Genomic DNA, 17116 nt, shown 5'->3' with positions numbered 1-17116 from the left:
AAGGAGATCCTATGTCCCGTTTTGGCTTGCAGAAGCTCTATATTCATGGCGCCTATGTAGACAGCACCGCTGGAAAAACCTTCAACGCCATTAACCCGGCGAACGGCGAAGTTCTGGCTGAAGTCCAGTCCGCCGGCGCTGAAGACGTCGATCGTGCGGTGGCCAGCGCGGCCAGCGGGCAGAAGGTGTGGGCGGCGATGACGGCGATGGCGCGTTCGCGCATCCTGCGTCGCGCGGTGGATATTCTGCGCGAGCGCAACGATGAACTGGCGGCGCTGGAAACGCTGGATACCGGCAAAGCGATGTCGGAAACCACCGCGGTGGACATCGTCACCGGCGCCGACGTGCTGGAGTATTATGCCGGCCTGATCCCGGCCATTGAAGGCGAGCAGATCCCGCTGCGCGACACTTCGTTCGTTTACACCCGCCGCGAACCGCTGGGCGTGGTGGCCGGCATCGGCGCCTGGAACTACCCGATTCAAATCGCGCTGTGGAAGTCCGCGCCGGCGCTGGCGGCGGGCAACGCGATGATCTTCAAGCCGAGTGAAGTTACGTCGTTGACGGCGTTGAAGCTGGCGGAAATCTACACCGAAGCCGGCCTGCCGGACGGCGTATTCAACGTGGTGACCGGCAGCGGTGCGGAGGTGGGGCAGTACCTGACCGACCATCCGGGCATCGCCAAAGTCTCTTTCACCGGCGGGGTGAAAACCGGCAAGAAGGTGATGGCCAACGCGTCGGGTTCGACGCTGAAGGAAGTCACCATGGAGCTGGGCGGCAAGTCGCCGCTGATTATCTTCGACGACGCCGATCTGGATCGTGCCGCCGATATCGCCATGATGGCCAACTTCTACAGCTCCGGCCAGGTGTGCACCAACGGCACCCGCGTCTTTGTGCCGGCGGCGCTGCAGGCGCAGTTTGAGGCGAAGATCCTCGAACGCGTGAAGCGCATTCGCCTCGGCGATCCGACCGATCCGCAGACCAACTTCGGGCCGCTGGTCAGCTTCGCGCACATGGAGTCGGTGCTGCGCTTTATCGAAAGCGGTAAGAACAGCGGCGCGCGCCTGCTGTGCGGCGGCGAACGCGTCACCCATGGCGAATTCGGCAAGGGCGCTTATGTGGCGCCGACGGTATTCAGCGACTGCCGCGACGAGATGGAAATCGTGCGCGAGGAGATCTTCGGGCCGGTGATGAGCATTCTCAGCTACCAGAGTGAAGAGGAAGTGGTGCGCCGCGCCAACGACACCACATTCGGCCTGGCCGCGGGCGTGGTGACCCACGATCTGGCCCGCGCACACCGCGTGATTCATCAGTTGGAAGCCGGCATTTGCTGGATCAACACCTGGGGCGAGTCGGCGGCGGAAATGCCGGTCGGCGGCTATAAGCAGTCCGGCGTCGGCCGCGAAAACGGCCTGACCACGCTGGAGCACTACACCCAGATCAAATCGGTGCAGGTCGAGCTGGGCGAATACGCCTCGGTATTCTGATCTTCCCGTCGCCTTTCGAGCCGCAGCCGCGTTGGCTGCGGCCGACACTCCTCGAGAGCCAAATACACCGCCTGCTGCGGATCAGCGCTTCGCGTTTTCGCATCGTGCAGGCCTATAAAGTAAGGAGATAATGAATGGAATTTGACTACATCATTATCGGTGCCGGTTCCGCCGGCAACGTGTTAGCCACCCGATTGACCGAGGACGCCGACGTCAGCGTGCTGCTGCTGGAAGCCGGCGGCCCCGATTACCGGATGGATTTCCGTACTCAGATGCCGGCTGCGCTGGCGTTTCCGCTGCAGGGCCGCCGCTATAACTGGGCGTATGAAACCGATCCTGAGCCGCACATGAACAACCGCCGAATGGAATGCGGCCGCGGCAAAGGGCTGGGCGGTTCGTCCCTGATCAACGGCATGTGTTATATTCGCGGCAACGCGATGGATTTCGACAACTGGGCCAAGGCGCCGGGTCTGGAAGACTGGACCTATCTGGACTGCCTGCCGTATTTCCGCAAGGCGGAAACGCGCGATATCGGCCCGAACGATTACCACGGCGGCGATGGCCCGGTGAGCGTCACCACGCCGAAGGCCGGTAACAACGAACTGTTCCACGCCATGGTGGAAGCCGGCGTGCAGGCGGGCTATCCGCGCACCGACGATCTGAACGGTTACCAGCAGGAAGGCTTCGGCCCGATGGATCGCACCGTGACCCCGAAAGGGCGCCGCGCTAGCACCGCCCGCGGTTATCTGGATCAGGCGCGTTCGCGGCCGAACCTGAAAATCGTCACCCATGCGCTTACCGACCATATCGTGTTCGACGGCAAGCGTGCGGTGGGCGTCAAGTATTTGCAGGGCGACAGCAATCAGCTGACTCACGCCACAGCGCGCCGCGAAGTGCTGCTGTGCGCCGGCGCCATCGCCTCGCCGCAAATTCTGCAGCGTTCGGGCGTCGGCCCGGCGGCGCTGCTGAAAAGCCTGGACATCAACGTGGTGCACGATCTGCCGGGCGTCGGAGAAAACCTGCAGGACCACCTGGAGATGTACCTGCAATACGCCTGCAAGAAACCGGTGTCGCTGTACCCGGCGTTGCAATGGTTTAACCAGCCGAAGATCGGTGCGGAGTGGCTGTTCAACGGCACAGGCGTCGGCGCCAGCAACCAGTTCGAGGCCGGCGGCTTCATCCGCAGCCGCGCAGAGTTCGCCTGGCCGAACATTCAGTATCACTTCCTGCCGGTGGCGATTAACTATAACGGCAGCAACGCGGTGAAAGAGCACGGCTTCCAGGCGCACGTCGGCTCGATGCGTTCGCCGAGCCGCGGCCGGGTGCAGGTGAAATCGAAAGATCCGCGTCAGCACCCGAGCATTCTGTTCAACTACATGGCGACTGAACAGGATTGGCAGGAGTTCCGCGACGCTATCCGCATCACGCGCGAAATCATGGCGCAGCCGGCCCTGGACGAATACCGCGGCCGCGAGATAAGCCCAGGGCCGGACGTGCAGACCGACGAACAGCTGGACGCCTTTGTGCGCGAGCACGCCGAAACCGCCTTCCACCCGTCCTGCTCGTGCAAGATGGGCGAGGATGAGATGGCGGTGGTCGACGGCCAGGGCCGGGTGCACGGCATGGAAGGATTGCGGGTGGTGGATGCGTCGATTATGCCGCTGATCATCACCGGCAACCTGAACGCCACCACCATCATGATCGCCGAGAAGATCGCCGATCGCATTCGCCAGCGTGCGCCGCTGCCGCGTAGCACCGCCGACTACTACGTCGCCGGCGATGCGCCGGTGCGCAAGCAGTAACCGACACGCCCTCTCGCCGTTGAGGGGGAGGGCCGCCGTAGCAAGCAACCCCTCTCCATATGCTCTTCCCCAAGGCGAGGGGGCAACTCTCTTTTTATCCCTTATCCCATCATGCCGCCGGCAGCGAGATCGCCTGATCGAAACTGTTGGGCGTCGCCATGCGCCACATGCGGGCGTAGAACTCGCTTTTGATCTCCGGCTGCAGCAGCGCGCCCGGCTCCAGGTAGTAATAGATATCGGCATACACCTTGATCTCGGTCGGCGTGATGCGGCGCAGCATATGGTGCGAGGTCAGCTGCTCCGGGCGGCTGACGCCGGCCGCCGCCAGCATGTCCGCCAGCGCTTTCACCGTATTTTGATGGAAGTGATAGACGCGCTCCGCCTTGTTCGGCACCACCAACGCCTTCTGACGCAGCGGATCTTGCGTCGCGACGCCGGTCGGGCAGTGGTTGGTGTGGCAGCTTTGCGACTGGATGCAGCCGACGGCGAACATAAAGCCGCGCGCCGAATTCACCCAGTCGGCGCCGAGCACCAGCACGCTGGCGATGTCAAAGGCGCTGATGATCTTGCCGCTGGCGCCAATCTTGATTTGGTCGCGCAGGCCGCAGCCCACCAGCGTGTTATGCACGAACAGCAGCCCTTCGCGCAGCGGCATGCCCATATAGTTGGAGAGTTCGAGCGGCGCGGCGCCGGTGCCGCCTTCCTTGCCGTCCACCACGATAAAGTCCGGCAGAATGCGGGTGTGCAGCATCGCCTTGACGATGGCGACGAACTCCCACGGGTGGCCGATGCACAGCTTGAAACCGACCGGTTTGCCACCTGACAGCTCGCGCAGCTGTTGGATGAACTGCATCATTTCCAGCGGGGTGGTGAAGGCGCTGTGCGAGGCCGGCGAGATGCAATCGACGCCTTCCGGCACGCCGCGGGTGGCGGCGATTTCCGCATCCACCTTCTTCGCCGGCAGAATGCCGCCGTGGCCGGGTTTAGCGCCCTGGCTGAGCTTGATTTCAATCATTTTCACCTGCGGGCTTTGCGCCTGTTCGGCAAAGCGGCGCGGATCGAAATGGCCGTCGGCGGTGCGGCAGCCGAAATAGCCGCTGCCCAGCTCCCACACCAGATCGCCGTTGTTTTCGCGGTGATAGCGGCTGATGCTGCCCTCGCCGGTGTCGTGGTAGAAGTTGCCTTTGGCCGCGCCGAGGTTGAGCGCGCGGATGGCGTTGGCGGAGAGCGCGCCGAAGCTCATCGCCGAAATGTTGAAGATTGACGCGGAGTAGGGCTGGCGGCAGTCGGCGCCGCCGATGGTGACGCGAAAACTGGTCGGATCGGCGGCTTCCACCGGCCGCATGGAATGGCCGATGCACTCATAGCCGGTTTGGTACACATCTAGCAGGGTGCCGAACGGCTTGTCGCCCATCTCGTTTTTCGCCCGGCGATACACCAGCGTGCGCTGGGTGCGCGAAAACGGGATTTCTTCATTGTCCTGCTCGAGGAAATACTGGCGCAGTTCCGGGCGGATGAACTCGAAGAAGAAGCGCAAGCGGCCGATGATCGGGTAGTTGCGGCAAATGGCGTGGCGTTGCTGCGTGAGATCGTAGATACCCAGCACCATCAGGCAACCGCAGGCCAGGGCCGGCAGCCAGAACCACGGATGATTGTGCATCATGATCAAGAAAACCAGGGTGAGCAAGATGCTCAGCACAAAGCAGGTATAGCGGCTGAATAAGGACGACTTCATAACATCTCCTGATGTTTATTTTAATCCACACGACATGACTCACGGATAATCCGTGTGCAAATCGTAACCAACAGGAGGGGATGTTGTGTGTCTGTTGCTGCTTTGTCGCCAGTTGTTACATTAATTTAACGTGACGGAAGGGGGGGCGGGTTGCCGCGCGGCGAACCGCGCAACAAGCCTGGGTATTTATTTGCCGGCGACGAAGATGGTGCTCATGCTGCGCAGCCGCAGTTTTTTCATCGCGCTGTATTTCTGCGAGAAGATGGTTTTCGGGTGCGTGCCGCGCTTTTCCGCAATGTGCAGCAGGCTGTCGCCACGCAGCAGGTTGAAGATCACGTCGCTTTCCGCCGGACTGAGCTCGCGGGTTTTCTGCACCCGGATACCGCCCGGTTCCTTGCTTTCCAGCAGCCGCTGGATTTTTTCCTGCAGCGAATAAAGCGGAATGCGGGTGGAGACCAACTCGACGGAAATCCCCAGGATCGACAACAGTTTCACTACCCGCTCGTCGTCATAAAACACCAGCAGGCGCGTCTTGCTGTTGTACTGCTGATGCAGGGACACCAGGCTTTCGATCACGTTGACGCTCTGTTCCAGGTTTTGCGAGGTGAAAATCAGCGCAATATCGTGCTTGGTGATCTTCTCTGCTTTGGCGCCGCCGTGCATGAAATCGGAAAACAGGCGGATATCGTACGCGCCGTAGTGTTTCTTTAGCAGCACCGACAGGCCAACATAGCTGTACTTACACTCACTAATCACAAGAACGTTGTTTTTAGACATAGGGCAAACACCAATACCGAGTTAAAAGTATTCAGCTGTAAGAAGCGAGTTCAAATCCTTGATGCTGGATTCCTTCCACAGCTTTCCCTGCAGTGCGTAATATGGCATTTCATCCAGCCATTTCTTGTGTTCGGGAGTTTCAACTCCTTCGATAATTACCTTGTAATGATTAAGGTAAAAAAAGCGCAGTAACGCGCGCATCAAGCCCTCGCCGCCGGACTTTTTCATGAAGTCCCAAAGCAGAAAACGGTCGAGCTTAACGAAGCGGAACTGGCTGTTGTACAACGCGGAAAAACCCGCATAGCCAGAACCAAAATCATCGAGCCAAAATGAATAACTATTCAATGACGGATCGCCGTGCACGCGATCTTTCACCAGCCGGGTTGAATTCTCGCTGATCTCAAAATGAATACAGCGCAGGGCATTAATTCTTTCGGCAAAGTGAGTATTCGCCAGCGATTGCAGGGAATAATCGTCAACATTCAAAGTGGCTATCACTTGGTTTTCATGAAACCAGTGTTTGTATTTATCGATCAGATTGATCTGATCCATCAAAATCTCAATCCGGGTTGCGCTGTCGGCGTGACGAAAGAACTGTTCAGGAGAAAAATGGGCGTATTCGCTATTAAACGTAAAGCGAGACAGACATTCAACGGCCAGCAATTGTCCCGATTTCGCGAACATTGGCTGAAAAACATAATTAATGCCGTTATTTTTCTCTCTGAAAGAACCGCTCATTTCCCAATCCTTGGATTGATATTTAACTTGTTGATTTTAAATGCTTAAAAAGAAAGTTACTCCAGGTTTATTGGTAAATTTCTTATTTAAAACGTCAGAATGGCCGAAGCGTGTCGACAGACCATTTAACGCGTAATTCGTGCCAAATTCCAAACGTCGCAATCTGTTACTAAATGTAAATATTCGGGATAATATTCTGATTTTCAGGCCTTAATGCAAAATCTTGAACTCTGCAGCTTTCCCAAACACAGATTATTCCTATTCATATGAATCGTCAACATCGATCGATAGGTATCCGCCGATAGTTTATTCCTATCAAGAGGGGCCTTATGAATGTTTTAAACGATTTAACATTAAGAATATGCTTAGTCTATATTTCGTCCGGCAATGAGTTCATCGAGGCAACGCTCCTTTTCAGCAAGGGAGTGCTATCGCTGAGTGTATGCTCAGTGGCGGCAATATATATATAAGCCCGCCACTGAATCGATTATTTTATTGTTCTATGGAGCTGGAAATGAAAAAAGTATTATTGCCTTTGGCTGCCCTGGTATTGTCTGCAACTGCTTCCAACGCAATGGCAGCAAACGGCAACGTTAAATTCACCGGTGAAATTGTACAGTCCACCTGTAAAGTTGTTGATAAAGACCAGAATAAAGAAGTTTACCTGGGTAAATATCCTACCACCGCTTTCCCAACTGCCGGTTCTACCAGCGGTGCTAAAGCTTTCGATATTAGCCTGGAGAAATGTGAAGCGGGTAACTACACCCTGCGTTTCGACGGTAACACTCCAGCTGGCCACCCAGAGCTGTTGGCTGTAACTGGCGGCGCAACTGGCGTTGGCGTTGAAATTCTGGATAACAACGGTTCTACTCTGCCAATCTCTCAGGAAGTGGCTACCCCAGCTACCGTAACTGTTGCTGCTGATGGCGATAACCCAGGCGCTGCGACTTTCAACCTGCGCGCTCGTTACAAATCCTTCCAGGATCTGGTAACTGCCGGTCAGGCAAACTCTAACGCTACCTTCACCATCGAATACAAATAATTCGCTGGCAGGATAGATAGAGTTATTGGCCAAGGATGGCTAAATTTTGAGAGTTGAGACATTCCGATGAAAAAAATTCTGACTGGTATTTTATTCGCATTCTCTGTTAATGCCTTTGCCGGCATTCAGGTTGATGCGACGCGTGTCATCTATAACAGTGCAAGTAAATCCGCATCGCTCTCAATCAGCAATGACAGCGACGATACCTACATGGTGCAAACCTGGCTGGATACTGGCGACGCAAGCCAGATGCCTAAGAATTTGCCGATCGTGGTGACACCACCCATTTTGAAGCTGGCTGCCAAGAAAGACGCCATTTTGCGTTTTATTTATTCCGGCAGCGGTTTGCCGCAGGACAGAGAATCTCTGCTCTGGGTTAACGTACAGGAAATTCCGCCAACGCCTAAGCAAGATAACGTGCTGCAGGTGGCGATCCGTACTCGTATCAAGCTGTTCTACCGCCCGGATTCGTTGAAAACCAACCTGCAGCAGCAGGCAGAAGCGCTGAAATGGACGCGCCAGGGCGGGAACTTGGTCGTGACCAACGATGGCCCGCTGTTCGTCACGCTGGGCGTATTGAACCTCAAGAGCGGCGGTAAAAGCTGGAAAGTGAACGCCGACATGGTCAAGCCACACGACAGCCTGCGTATTTCCCTGCCTCAGGGGGCGCAATCAGCCAACACTATGTCGTTTACCTATATCAACGACTATGGCGGTCACACCGAGATTAAAAACGTCGCACTGAATTGATTTGAAGCACTTCAAGGAATGAAAGAAATGGCACACAAAAGAATAACAACCCTCGCGCCAAAACGTTTGGTGAAGCTGATTAATGGTGTAATTTATTTTTCTGCTGTGCCTTTTTCATTCTCACATATGGCCATGGCGGAGGAGCAGTTCAACACTTCCTTCATCCATGGCGATGACAATATCGCTCAGGTGGCGTCTTTGGCCAGCGGGGATGATATTCTGCCGGGTAAATATCCGTTTGATATCTATCTCAACGGGCAGCGTATCGATCACCGTGAAATCGAGTTCAAGAAAGAATCCAAGGACTCTCCGGTAGCGCCATGCCTGACGGCGGCGGACTATCAGGATTATGGCGTAAAGCTGCCTGGCGATCTGACCACCGCAGGTGCCGAGCAATGCTACGCATTGCCGCAGCAGATCTCTGGCGCCAAGCTGAACTATGACGCCGCCGTACAGCGTATGGATCTGGAAGTGCCGCAGGTGTTTTTGATCCCGCGTCCGCAAGGCGCCATTTCACCGAAAGTTTACGATCGCGGCATCAACGCCGGCTTTGTTAACTATAACTTTAGCGGCACTCATAACCGCTACGGCAACAACCAGAACGACAAGACTTCCGACTATTACTTCCTGAGCCTTAACAACGGCCTCAATATTGGCGATTGGCGCCTGCGCAACAACTCGACGTTGAACCAACAGTCGGGCGCCGGTACGCATTGGAAGAACATTTCCAGCTGGGCGGAAACGGACATCGTTTCTCTGCGCAGCCGTCTGGTGATCGGCCAGACCAACACCAATAACAACGTTTTCGACAGCATTCAGTTCCGCGGTGTGCAGATGTCCAGCGCCGACGACATGCTGCCGGAAAGCCAGCGCGGCTATGCGCCGGTGGTGCGCGGTGTGGCGACGACCAACGCGCGCGTTGAAGTGCGTCAGAACGGCTATACCATTTACAGCACTAACGTGCCGCCAGGGCCGTTTGCGCTGACGGACATTTTCCCAAGCACCTTGAGCGGTAACCTGGATGTGACGGTCATCGAAGCCAACGGTTCGAGAACCTCTTTCGTCGTGCCATTCTCCTCGGTGCCGAACATGCTGCGCGAAGGGATTTGGAACTATCAGCTGACCGCTGGTAAATACCACGACGGCACCAGCCGCTATCAGCCCAAGTTTGTCCAAGGCACCTTGTCGCACGGCATGGCGTATGACATCACGCCATACGGCGGCGTGCTGGTGGCGGAAAACTACCGTTCAGCGGTCGTGGGCCTCGGTAAAAACCTGGGGAACTGGGGGGCTGTCTCCTTTGATATGTCCTATTCCGACACCAATCTGGTGAACGGCGATGACAAACAAGGGGAGAGTTTCCGTTTCCTGTATTCCAAGTCACTCAACGATTGGGGGACGGAATTCCGCATTGCCGGTTACCGTTACTCGACCTCCGGCTATTATGATTTCTCCGATGCGGTGGCCGAGCGCGAACGCTATGAGAACGGTTATTACCGTAACGATTACTACGATCAAAACGATCGCAACCTGGGCGTGCCGGACTGGGCGGAATCTCGCCGTCGCAGCTATTACACCAGCCGTTTCAACAACAAACGCCAGCGCGTTGAGCTGTCTGTCAACCAGCGCATCGCCGGTAGCTCGACGTTGTACGCCAACCTCAGCAACCAGTCTTACTGGGGCGGATCCGGCGAAGACCGTACCGTACAAACCGGTTTCAACAGCAGCTATAAAAATATCAGCTATGGCGTCTTCTATCAGGACAGCCGCAGCAACTACGGTTATAAAGACCGCAGCGTCAACCTGACCGTATCGATTCCTTTCAGCTTCTTCAGCAAGGATTCGTCGGACATGACTGCCAGCTTCAACGCCGGCCACAGCAAGCAGAGCGGCAATACCTACAGCGCCGGCCTGAGCGGCACTGCACTGGATGACAACCGCTTGAACTACGCGGTACAAAGCGGTCATGATCGTTATTCGGGCCAAACCAGCTCGGCCAACGTCGGTTATCAGGGCAGCATGGGGACCATCAATGCTGGTTATAGCTACAGCAAAGATTATCAGCAGTCTTCGTTGGGCGTGGCGGGCGGCATCGTCGCACATTCCGGCGGCGTGACACTGACCCAGCCGCTGCAGAATACGTTTGTGCTGGTGGAAGCGAAAGACGCCAAGGGCGTTCGTATCGAAAACCAACCGGGTGTCGCCATCGACCGCTTCGGTTACGCGGTGATGACCTCTGCGTCGCCATACCGCCATAACCGTGTGGCGCTGCGCACCGAAGATATCGGCAACGGCCTGGATATTCCTATGGCGGCGAGAGACGTGGTGCCGACTTACGGTGCAATCACCCGCGTGAAGTTTGAAACGCACACGGGCCAAAGTCTGTTGGTACACAGCAAGATGGCCGACGGCAGCGTACCGCCGATTGGCGCCAACGTCTTCAGTGCGGACGGCAAGAATAACGGTACTGTCGGTACCAACGGCGATATTTATATTTCAGGGGCTTCTGCAGGGGATCGCCTGCTGGTGAAATGGGGCAACGACGCGGGCGAAAGCTGCTCACTGGTAGTGCCGGAATTGAAAGCGGCGACCGAACAGCTGATGGGTTATCAGGAACTTTCGCTGACCTGCGGAAAACCGTAAAAGGAAAGGATATGTCTTCTTTGTTAAAGCATAAGAATCTCGGGTTGGCGGCTGGGCTGCTGGTCACGCTGGGCGCGTTTTCGCAGAGCAGCTATGCGCTGTCATGTAAGCAGAACGGCAGCATTCGCCAGGATATCGTGCTGGATAAAGCCATCAAGGTGTCGACCGCTAATACCGCGCCGGGCGCGTTGCTGTGGCGTTCGCAGACCTTTACCTCGACCTTCCAATGTACCGATGACTGGAACAACCCTAAAGGGGAAAATGCCTACCTGTACTGGGATCCGCAGTCCCGGATGAGTCAGATCCATAATTCGATCGAAGTGGGTGTCACTTATCAGGGGATCGATGTCAAACCAACAAAAGGTGCGCGTCAGGACGTCGGTCCCGGCACGGAATGCCGCCGTTCGGGCAGCCGTTGTTTGTCTCCGGCCAGATCGCTGACGGTAACCGTGTCTTACGCCATCTATATTAAAGCAACCGGCAAGGCGCCGCCGGCCGGTGGCAAGATCAACGACAACAACTCGTACTCGGTATTTCAGGTTGATGGCGTCGGCGGCTTGAACGGCACGCCGAACAGCAACTTTAACGCCTACATTTCCGGGCTGGGCAACATTCAGTTTATTTCCTGCAACCCAAAAATTACCGTGGTGGCCAACAACGGTTCGACGGTGAATTTCGGCACTATCCCGCGTCAGAATGCGGTGGTGGGTAAAATCGAGAAACAGGTGCCGTTCTCGGTTGCCGCCAATATGTCCGATCCGACGACTGGACAGGACTGCCAGGGGGAGACGTTGCAGGCCAGCTTCAGCAGCACTTATCCGCTGCAGGATAACAGCGTGATCCTGCCGACCAGCGACAGCGGCTTCGGTATTTTGATCTCGCAGGCGGCGACACCGAATACGCCGATCATGATGAACAGCCCGGTCGATCTGGGTCTGGTTAACGGCACCATCGTTGAAAAGAACTTTATGGCCAGCCTGAAATGGTTGAGCACCAACCCGAAAGTGGGGCCGTTCAGCGCATCGGCGAATATTGACGTCACCTTCAAATAATTCGGTGCCTGGTCAATAAAGAAAGGGTTCAGTTCTCGCAAACTGAACCCTTTTTTGTGCCTTATACCGCGCTGGTTAACGCAGCCCCATCCAACTGGTGCAAACGCCTTCCGGCGGTTTGCCGGCGTACCAGCGTGGCAGCGTGGGGGCATCATGGTGCGATTCAGCCTGCGCCTCTATCGGCTGTGCCGGCCACTCCGCAACATCCCAGCGGGTGGTACGGCGATATACCGCCGGGGTTTTACCGAACTGTTTCTTGAAGGCGCGTGAGAACGAAGGCTGAGAATCGAAATGGTATTGCAGGGCGATATCCAGGATCGGACGCGGGGTGGAGCGCAGCGCCTGCGCCGCCTGCGACAGGCGCCGCTCGCGGATATAGCTGCCGAGCGCGTGGCCGGTGGTGCTGCGGAACATGCGCTGCAGGTGCCATTTGGAGTAGCCCGACTTGGCGGCGACGTTATCCAGCAGCAGCGGTTGGTCCAGATGAGTTTCAATCCAGTCTAGTAAATCGTGAATGATATTGACGCGATCCATGGTTTTAGTTCTCCCGCAAAAACGACATTCAGGTCACAGTGACTTAGCTTAATTATCCAAGAATATACTTTGATAATAGGCGTGAGTGCGCCGTTACGCAAGGGTAAACCGGGGGTAAAAAGGTGGCCAAAAATGCTCTTTGAACGGCAGGGGGATAAAAGAAAGGCCGCATAAAGCGGCCTTATCAGTAGGAAGCGATGGAAAATCAGTTAGTTTCCGGTTTCACTTCAATGTAGTTCAGACCCAGCACGCTGCTGGTGTAACCGCGGATCTTGTTGGTCATCTCGATATCGCCGTTCAGCTTGTGGCCGTAAGACGGGATGATCTCTTTCAGCTTGCTCTGCCATTCCGGCGTCGCCACTTTGTCTTTGAACACGGTTTCCATCAGATGCAGCATGATCGGCGCAGCGGTAGAAGCGCCCGGCGAAGCACCCAGCAGAGCGGCGATGCTGCCGTCTTCAGAGCTGACGACTTCGGTGCCGAACTGCAGCACGCCGCCTTTATCCGCGTCTTTCTTGATGATCTGTACGCGCTGGCCTGCGGTCCACAGCTTCCAGTCTGCCTGCTTGGCGTCCGGGAAGTACTCTTTCAACGCGGCGAAGCGATCGTCGTCGTTCATCATCAGCTGGCCGACCAGGTATTTCACCAGATCGAAGTTATCCAGACCGACGTGGGTCATCGGCATCAGGTTCGAGGTGCTCAGCGAGTGCATCAGATCGAACAGCGAACCGTTCTTCAGGAACTTGCTGGAGAAGGTGGCGAACGGCCCGAACAGCAGCACGCGCTTGCCGTCCAGCATGCGGGTATCCAGGTGCGGCACGGACATCGGCGGCGAACCTACGCTGGCCAGGCCATACACTTTGGCCAGGTGCTGGTTGGCGATCGCCGGGTTGGTAGTGACCAGGAACTGGCCGCCGACCGGGAAGCCGCCGTAGCCGTCGGCTTCTGGGATGCCGGATTTCTGCAGCAGGGTCAGGGACGCGCCGCCTGCGCCGATGAACACGAACTTGGCGTTAACGGTGGTTTCTTTACCGTCGCGGTTCAGAGCGGCAACGGTCACGCTCCAGGTTTGGTCGGCGTTGCGCTTAATGTCGCGCACTTCGTGGCTCAGGTTCAGCTTAAACTTGTCGCTGGCGCTCAGCGCGTCAACCAACTGGTGGGTGATCACGCCGAAGTTGACGTCGGTACCCAGCGGCATGCGGGTCGCGGCGATTTTCTGCGCCGGATCGCGGCCGTTCATCACCAGCGGCGCCCACTGCTTGATTTGCGCAGGGTCTTCGGAATATTCCATGCCGCGGAACAGGGTACTGTGCTGCAGCGCCGCGTAGCGTTTACGCAGGAAGTTGACGTTGTCGTCACCCCACACGAAGCTCATGTGCGGCACGCTGTTAATGAAGGATTTCGGATCTTTCAGGACAGCGTTTTTCACCTGATAAGACCAGAATTGGCGAGAGATTTCGAAAGACTCGTTGACCTTCACCGCCTTGCTGATGTCGATGGTGCCATCGGCTTTTTCCGGCGTGTAGTTCATTTCGCTAAAGGCGGAGTGGCCGGTACCGGCGTTGTTCCAGCCGTTGGAGCTCTCTTCCGCCACGCCGTTCATGCGCTCGTACATGTCGATGGTCCAGGTCGGCTCCAGCTCATGCAGATAGGTACCCAAAGTGGCGCTCATGATGCCGCCGCCGATCAACACCACGTCGACGGTTTTATTCTTCTCTTCAGCTGCCGCCTGCTGCGTAACGCTAAACAGGCTGAGACTGAAAATCAGGACGAGTAATTTTCTCATTGAATTAAATCTCTTGTGTGTAAATTCTACTCATTGCAGGTGAAAGAATTTAGCGGGAGTTACCCTGGAAAATAATGAAGCCGACCGCCCGGCGTGAGCCGATAGGCAGCGATAATGCCTTTTTGTTAATAGGGTATTTAACGAAAAGTGAACTATTGCAGGCCGTCCGGATGCAAATTGATCGGTTCACGTTACTGGCGGGGTATTATTGTTTGCGAGAATGTTAAAAACTACTTTTGTAACTAAAAAAAATGAATATAAGCAAAAATAGGGCGGTTGCTGTCGCAGGAATAAACAGAGAGGGGAGAAAGGCCGTATAACCGCGTTATTTTCAGGGGTTAATTGTCGCGCAATTAAACGTTATTTCATTATCACACAATAATTGCGGTTAAATTGCAAATACCTATCGGTAACCAATAATAAATGGCCGCCGTTGCGAGCGGCCATCGTTCAGCAGGCGGTTACTTGATGCCCATCGCATCGCGCATGGTGAAGAACAGATCGGTCTGATCGGTCAATCCCACCACGTTGGCGGCGTGCGGGCCGTAGGCCGCGACGCGCAACTGAGTGCCGGTATGCCCCTGCGACTCTTCTTCCGAGTTGCCGTAGCTGAGGGTCATCGGTGCGCCGTCTTTGGTGATCAGCATCTGGGTCAGGCCCGGCGCTTTGGCGTTGGCGGCGACGATCTGGCTGGAGTGCGCGTGGTCGGCGGTGACGATCAGCAGCGTGTTGCCGTCGGCGCGAGCGAAGGCCAGCGCTTTTTGCACCGCTTCGTCCAGATCGACGGTTTCGCCAATCTGCCCACACGGGTTGGCGGCGTGATCCTGCTTATCGATCGACGCCCCCTCGACCTGCAGGAAGAAGCCGTTCGGGTTGTCTTTCAGCAGCGCGATCGCTTTGTCGGTCATCGCCGCCAGCGTTGGCGTGGCCGCGGTGCGCGCCGGGTTGTTTTCACAGGTTACCGCCGGCTTGTCGAGGTTGCCGTGATAGCTGGCTTTCGGCCCCAGCCAGCGCACCGGCATGTTGCCGTCGGCGAACAGGCCCAGCAGCGGTTTTTGCTGATTGGCCAGGGTAACGGCCTGCAGTTCATCTGCGTTGCTCACCCACTGATAACCCTGTGCCGCCGCCTGGTCCTTTAGCGATTTTCCTTGCCATTCGCCGCTTTTCGCCAGCTGGTTGAAGGACTTCGCACCGCCTCCCAGCGTGACGTCGGCACGGGTTTTCAGCAGTTGCTCGGTGATCGAGCCGCGGCCGCCGTTTTCCAGCGCGTTAGCGGCACATTTCTCGCTGGTTTCTTCCGGGCCGTAGCATTTGCGCGAGGTGACGTGCGACACCAGCGCCGCCGGCGTGGCGTCTTGCAACTCGGCGGTGGAGACGTTGCCGGTGGCCTTGCCGGCCGCCTTGGCGATCTCCAGCAGCGTTGGCTGGTCTTTGCCGTTCACGTCCACGCCGAGCGCACCGTTATAGGTTTTCACCCCGGTGGCCCAGGCGGTGGCCGAGGCGGCGGAGTCGGTCACGTAATCCGGCTTGTGGGTTTTCTTGTCCAGCGAGTAGTGGGTGTATTGCCCGGTCAGCGGCAGGGCGTCGATGCCCTTGAAGTAACCGCCTGCGCCTTCAGCGTAGTTGCGCGCGGCGGTGATCTCGGAATCCCCCATGCCGTCGCCGATCAGCAGGATCACGTTTTTCACCGTTTTGTCCGACAGCGACGCCTTCAGCGCGGCGGTCTGATCGCCGGCCAGGCGACGGGCGCCGCCCGGCTCGGTGAGGGGGCCGCGCGCGGCGCGCTCGGTCAGGCCATCGGCATTGGCCGAGGTTTCCGCCGCGATGGCGGAGGAACAGAGCAGGGCGGACAGCACGGCGCCGGCGATCAGGGATACAGCAGGTTGCATGGGTAAGCTCCTTGTCGTAATACAACAATGTAAATAACATCAAATTGTTACGAAAGGAGAGTAGAGCAGGGGGATGACAATTTTATGACAATGAAAGACGGGACGGTCCGACGGCCATCCCGTGTGACGATCAGGCCGCGCGCGCCGGGATAGCGAGCCCACGCTGCACCGCCGGCCGCGCTAAACCGCGCTCCAGCCACTGCGCGACGCGCGGGAAACTGTCGAACTCCACCAGATCGCGGGCCTCATAGAAGCCGATCAGGTTACGCACCCAGCCCAGCAGCGAGATATCGGCGATGGTGTAGTCTGCGCCCATGATCCAGTCACGGCCCTCCAGGCGCGTTTCCAACACACCAAGCAGGCGTTTCGATTCGTTTTTGTAACGCTCCAGCGGCCGCTTGTCTTCATATTCGCGCCCGGCGAATTTATGGAAGAAACCGAGCTGGCCGAACATCGGGCCGACGGCGGCCATCTGGAAGAACACCCACTGAATGGTTTCATAACGCTGGGCTGGATCCTGCGGCAGGAAGCGGCCGCTCTTTTCCGCCAGGTAGAGCAGAATGGCGCCGGATTCGAACAGCGGCAGCGGCCGGCCGCCGGGGCCGTCGGGATCGATGATCGCCGGGATCTTGCCGTTCGGATTCAGCGCCAGGAATTCCGGCGTCCAGGTTTCGTTGTTGCCGATGTCGATTAGGTGCGCTTCATAAGGCAGGCCGATCTCTTCCAGGATGATGGAGACTTTGACGCCGTTCGGCGTCGGCAGAGAGTAGAGCTGCAGCCATTCCGGATGCTGAGCCGGCCAGCGTTTGACGATTGGGAATTGGGTGGAATCGAGCATGGAAACTCCTCGGGTTGGCGGGGTCGCTTAAGCGTACCCCTAGAGT

At 56.9% G+C, this 17116-nt stretch carries 13 protein-coding genes; 6 read left to right on the top strand and 7 right to left on the bottom strand.

Annotation, left to right across the window (positions count from 1 at the left end):
* Positions 1-11: 11 nt before the first annotated feature.
* Entirely contained in the window at positions 12-1484 is a 1473-nt protein-coding gene (gene betB, locus QMZ29_RS13715; protein ID WP_025302110.1) for a betaine-aldehyde dehydrogenase, read from the top strand.
* A 134-nt stretch (positions 1485-1618) separates the two neighbouring features.
* A complete protein-coding gene (betA, locus tag QMZ29_RS13710) occupies positions 1619-3286 on the top strand; it encodes a choline dehydrogenase (protein ID WP_049295261.1) in 1668 nt (555 codons plus the stop codon).
* A 109-nt stretch (positions 3287-3395) separates the two neighbouring features.
* Here betA and QMZ29_RS13705 read toward each other — a convergent pair whose 3' ends face one another.
* From QMZ29_RS13705 to QMZ29_RS13695, 3 genes are all read right to left on the bottom strand, one after another.
* Positions 3396-5021 carry an FMN-binding glutamate synthase family protein gene (locus QMZ29_RS13705; protein WP_025302112.1) on the bottom strand — a complete coding sequence of 542 codons (1626 nt, stop codon included), beginning with the start codon at positions 5019-5021 and terminating at the stop codon, positions 3396-3398.
* A 186-nt stretch (positions 5022-5207) separates the two neighbouring features.
* Positions 5208-5798, bottom strand: coding sequence for a LuxR family transcriptional regulator (locus tag QMZ29_RS13700; protein ID WP_004939094.1), 591 nt, complete (start codon positions 5796-5798; stop codon positions 5208-5210).
* Positions 5799-5819: 21 nt separating this feature from the next.
* On the bottom strand, positions 5820-6536 hold the full coding sequence (locus tag QMZ29_RS13695) for an EAL domain-containing protein (RefSeq protein WP_016928483.1): 717 nt from the start codon (positions 6534-6536) through the stop codon (positions 5820-5822).
* A 514-nt stretch (positions 6537-7050) separates the two neighbouring features.
* Here QMZ29_RS13695 and QMZ29_RS13690 point away from each other — a divergent pair.
* The 4 genes from QMZ29_RS13690 (at position 7051) to QMZ29_RS13675 (ending at position 12023) form a co-directional block, all read left to right on the top strand.
* Positions 7051-7578: a fimbrial protein gene (locus QMZ29_RS13690; protein ID WP_004939088.1), complete on the top strand. Its 528-nt coding sequence runs from the start codon at positions 7051-7053 to the stop codon at positions 7576-7578.
* A 66-nt stretch (positions 7579-7644) separates the two neighbouring features.
* Positions 7645-8328 (top strand): fimbrial biogenesis chaperone, encoded by a 684-nt coding sequence (locus QMZ29_RS13685; RefSeq protein WP_019454457.1) that lies wholly within the window; start codon positions 7645-7647, stop codon positions 8326-8328.
* Between the two features lie 27 nt (positions 8329-8355).
* Positions 8356-10971, top strand: coding sequence for a fimbria/pilus outer membrane usher protein (locus tag QMZ29_RS13680; protein ID WP_049295263.1), 2616 nt, complete (start codon positions 8356-8358; stop codon positions 10969-10971).
* 11 nt (positions 10972-10982) lie between these two features.
* The gene (locus tag QMZ29_RS13675) at positions 10983-12023 is read left to right on the top strand and encodes a fimbrial protein (RefSeq protein WP_016928480.1); all 1041 of its coding nucleotides are present in this window, start codon (positions 10983-10985) and stop codon (positions 12021-12023) included.
* Between the two features lie 75 nt (positions 12024-12098).
* On the opposite strand, the gene QMZ29_RS13670 is transcribed toward QMZ29_RS13675, so the two are convergent.
* The 4 genes from QMZ29_RS13670 to QMZ29_RS13655 form a co-directional block, all read right to left on the bottom strand.
* Positions 12099-12557 (bottom strand): helix-turn-helix domain-containing protein, encoded by a 459-nt coding sequence (locus QMZ29_RS13670; RefSeq protein ID WP_025302117.1) that lies wholly within the window; start codon positions 12555-12557, stop codon positions 12099-12101.
* A 205-nt stretch (positions 12558-12762) separates the two neighbouring features.
* Positions 12763-14343: a malate dehydrogenase (quinone) gene (mqo, locus tag QMZ29_RS13665; RefSeq protein WP_261423918.1), complete on the bottom strand. Its 1581-nt coding sequence runs from the start codon at positions 14341-14343 to the stop codon at positions 12763-12765.
* Positions 14344-14804: 461 nt separating this feature from the next.
* Entirely contained in the window at positions 14805-16232 is a 1428-nt protein-coding gene (phoA, locus tag QMZ29_RS13660) for an alkaline phosphatase (protein WP_282981059.1), read from the bottom strand.
* Positions 16233-16362: 130 nt separating this feature from the next.
* Positions 16363-17070: a glutathione S-transferase N-terminal domain-containing protein gene (locus QMZ29_RS13655; protein WP_060447550.1), complete on the bottom strand. Its 708-nt coding sequence runs from the start codon at positions 17068-17070 to the stop codon at positions 16363-16365.
* Positions 17071-17116 lie beyond the last annotated feature (46 nt).

The organism is Serratia sp. PF-27 (assembly GCF_030053255.1).
GTDB classification, from domain to species: domain Bacteria; phylum Pseudomonadota; class Gammaproteobacteria; order Enterobacterales; family Enterobacteriaceae; genus Serratia; species Serratia bockelmannii.
Note: the sequence above shows the minus strand (reverse complement) of the source record. Positions and strands in the feature narration are given on the sequence as shown.

Excerpts from the sequence above, each read along its gene's own strand:
- betB (WP_025302110.1), top strand. The coding sequence starts at position 12 with ATGTCCCGTTTTGGCTTGCAGAAGCTCTATATTCATGGCGCCTATGTA.
- betA (WP_049295261.1), top strand. The coding sequence starts at position 1,619 with ATGGAATTTGACTACATCATTATCGGTGCCGGTTCCGCCGGCAACGTG.
- QMZ29_RS13705 (WP_025302112.1), bottom strand. The coding sequence starts at position 5,021 with ATGAAGTCGTCCTTATTCAGCCGCTATACCTGCTTTGTGCTGAGCATC.
- QMZ29_RS13700 (WP_004939094.1), bottom strand. The coding sequence starts at position 5,798 with ATGTCTAAAAACAACGTTCTTGTGATTAGTGAGTGTAAGTACAGCTAT.
- QMZ29_RS13695 (WP_016928483.1), bottom strand. The coding sequence starts at position 6,536 with ATGAGCGGTTCTTTCAGAGAGAAAAATAACGGCATTAATTATGTTTTT.
- QMZ29_RS13690 (WP_004939088.1), top strand. The coding sequence starts at position 7,051 with ATGAAAAAAGTATTATTGCCTTTGGCTGCCCTGGTATTGTCTGCAACT.
- QMZ29_RS13685 (WP_019454457.1), top strand. The coding sequence starts at position 7,645 with ATGAAAAAAATTCTGACTGGTATTTTATTCGCATTCTCTGTTAATGCC.
- QMZ29_RS13680 (WP_049295263.1), top strand. The coding sequence starts at position 8,356 with ATGGCACACAAAAGAATAACAACCCTCGCGCCAAAACGTTTGGTGAAG.
- QMZ29_RS13675 (WP_016928480.1), top strand. The coding sequence starts at position 10,983 with ATGTCTTCTTTGTTAAAGCATAAGAATCTCGGGTTGGCGGCTGGGCTG.
- QMZ29_RS13670 (WP_025302117.1), bottom strand. The coding sequence starts at position 12,557 with ATGGATCGCGTCAATATCATTCACGATTTACTAGACTGGATTGAAACT.
- mqo (WP_261423918.1), bottom strand. The coding sequence starts at position 14,343 with ATGAGAAAATTACTCGTCCTGATTTTCAGTCTCAGCCTGTTTAGCGTT.
- phoA (WP_282981059.1), bottom strand. The coding sequence starts at position 16,232 with ATGCAACCTGCTGTATCCCTGATCGCCGGCGCCGTGCTGTCCGCCCTG.
- QMZ29_RS13655 (WP_060447550.1), bottom strand. The coding sequence starts at position 17,070 with ATGCTCGATTCCACCCAATTCCCAATCGTCAAACGCTGGCCGGCTCAG.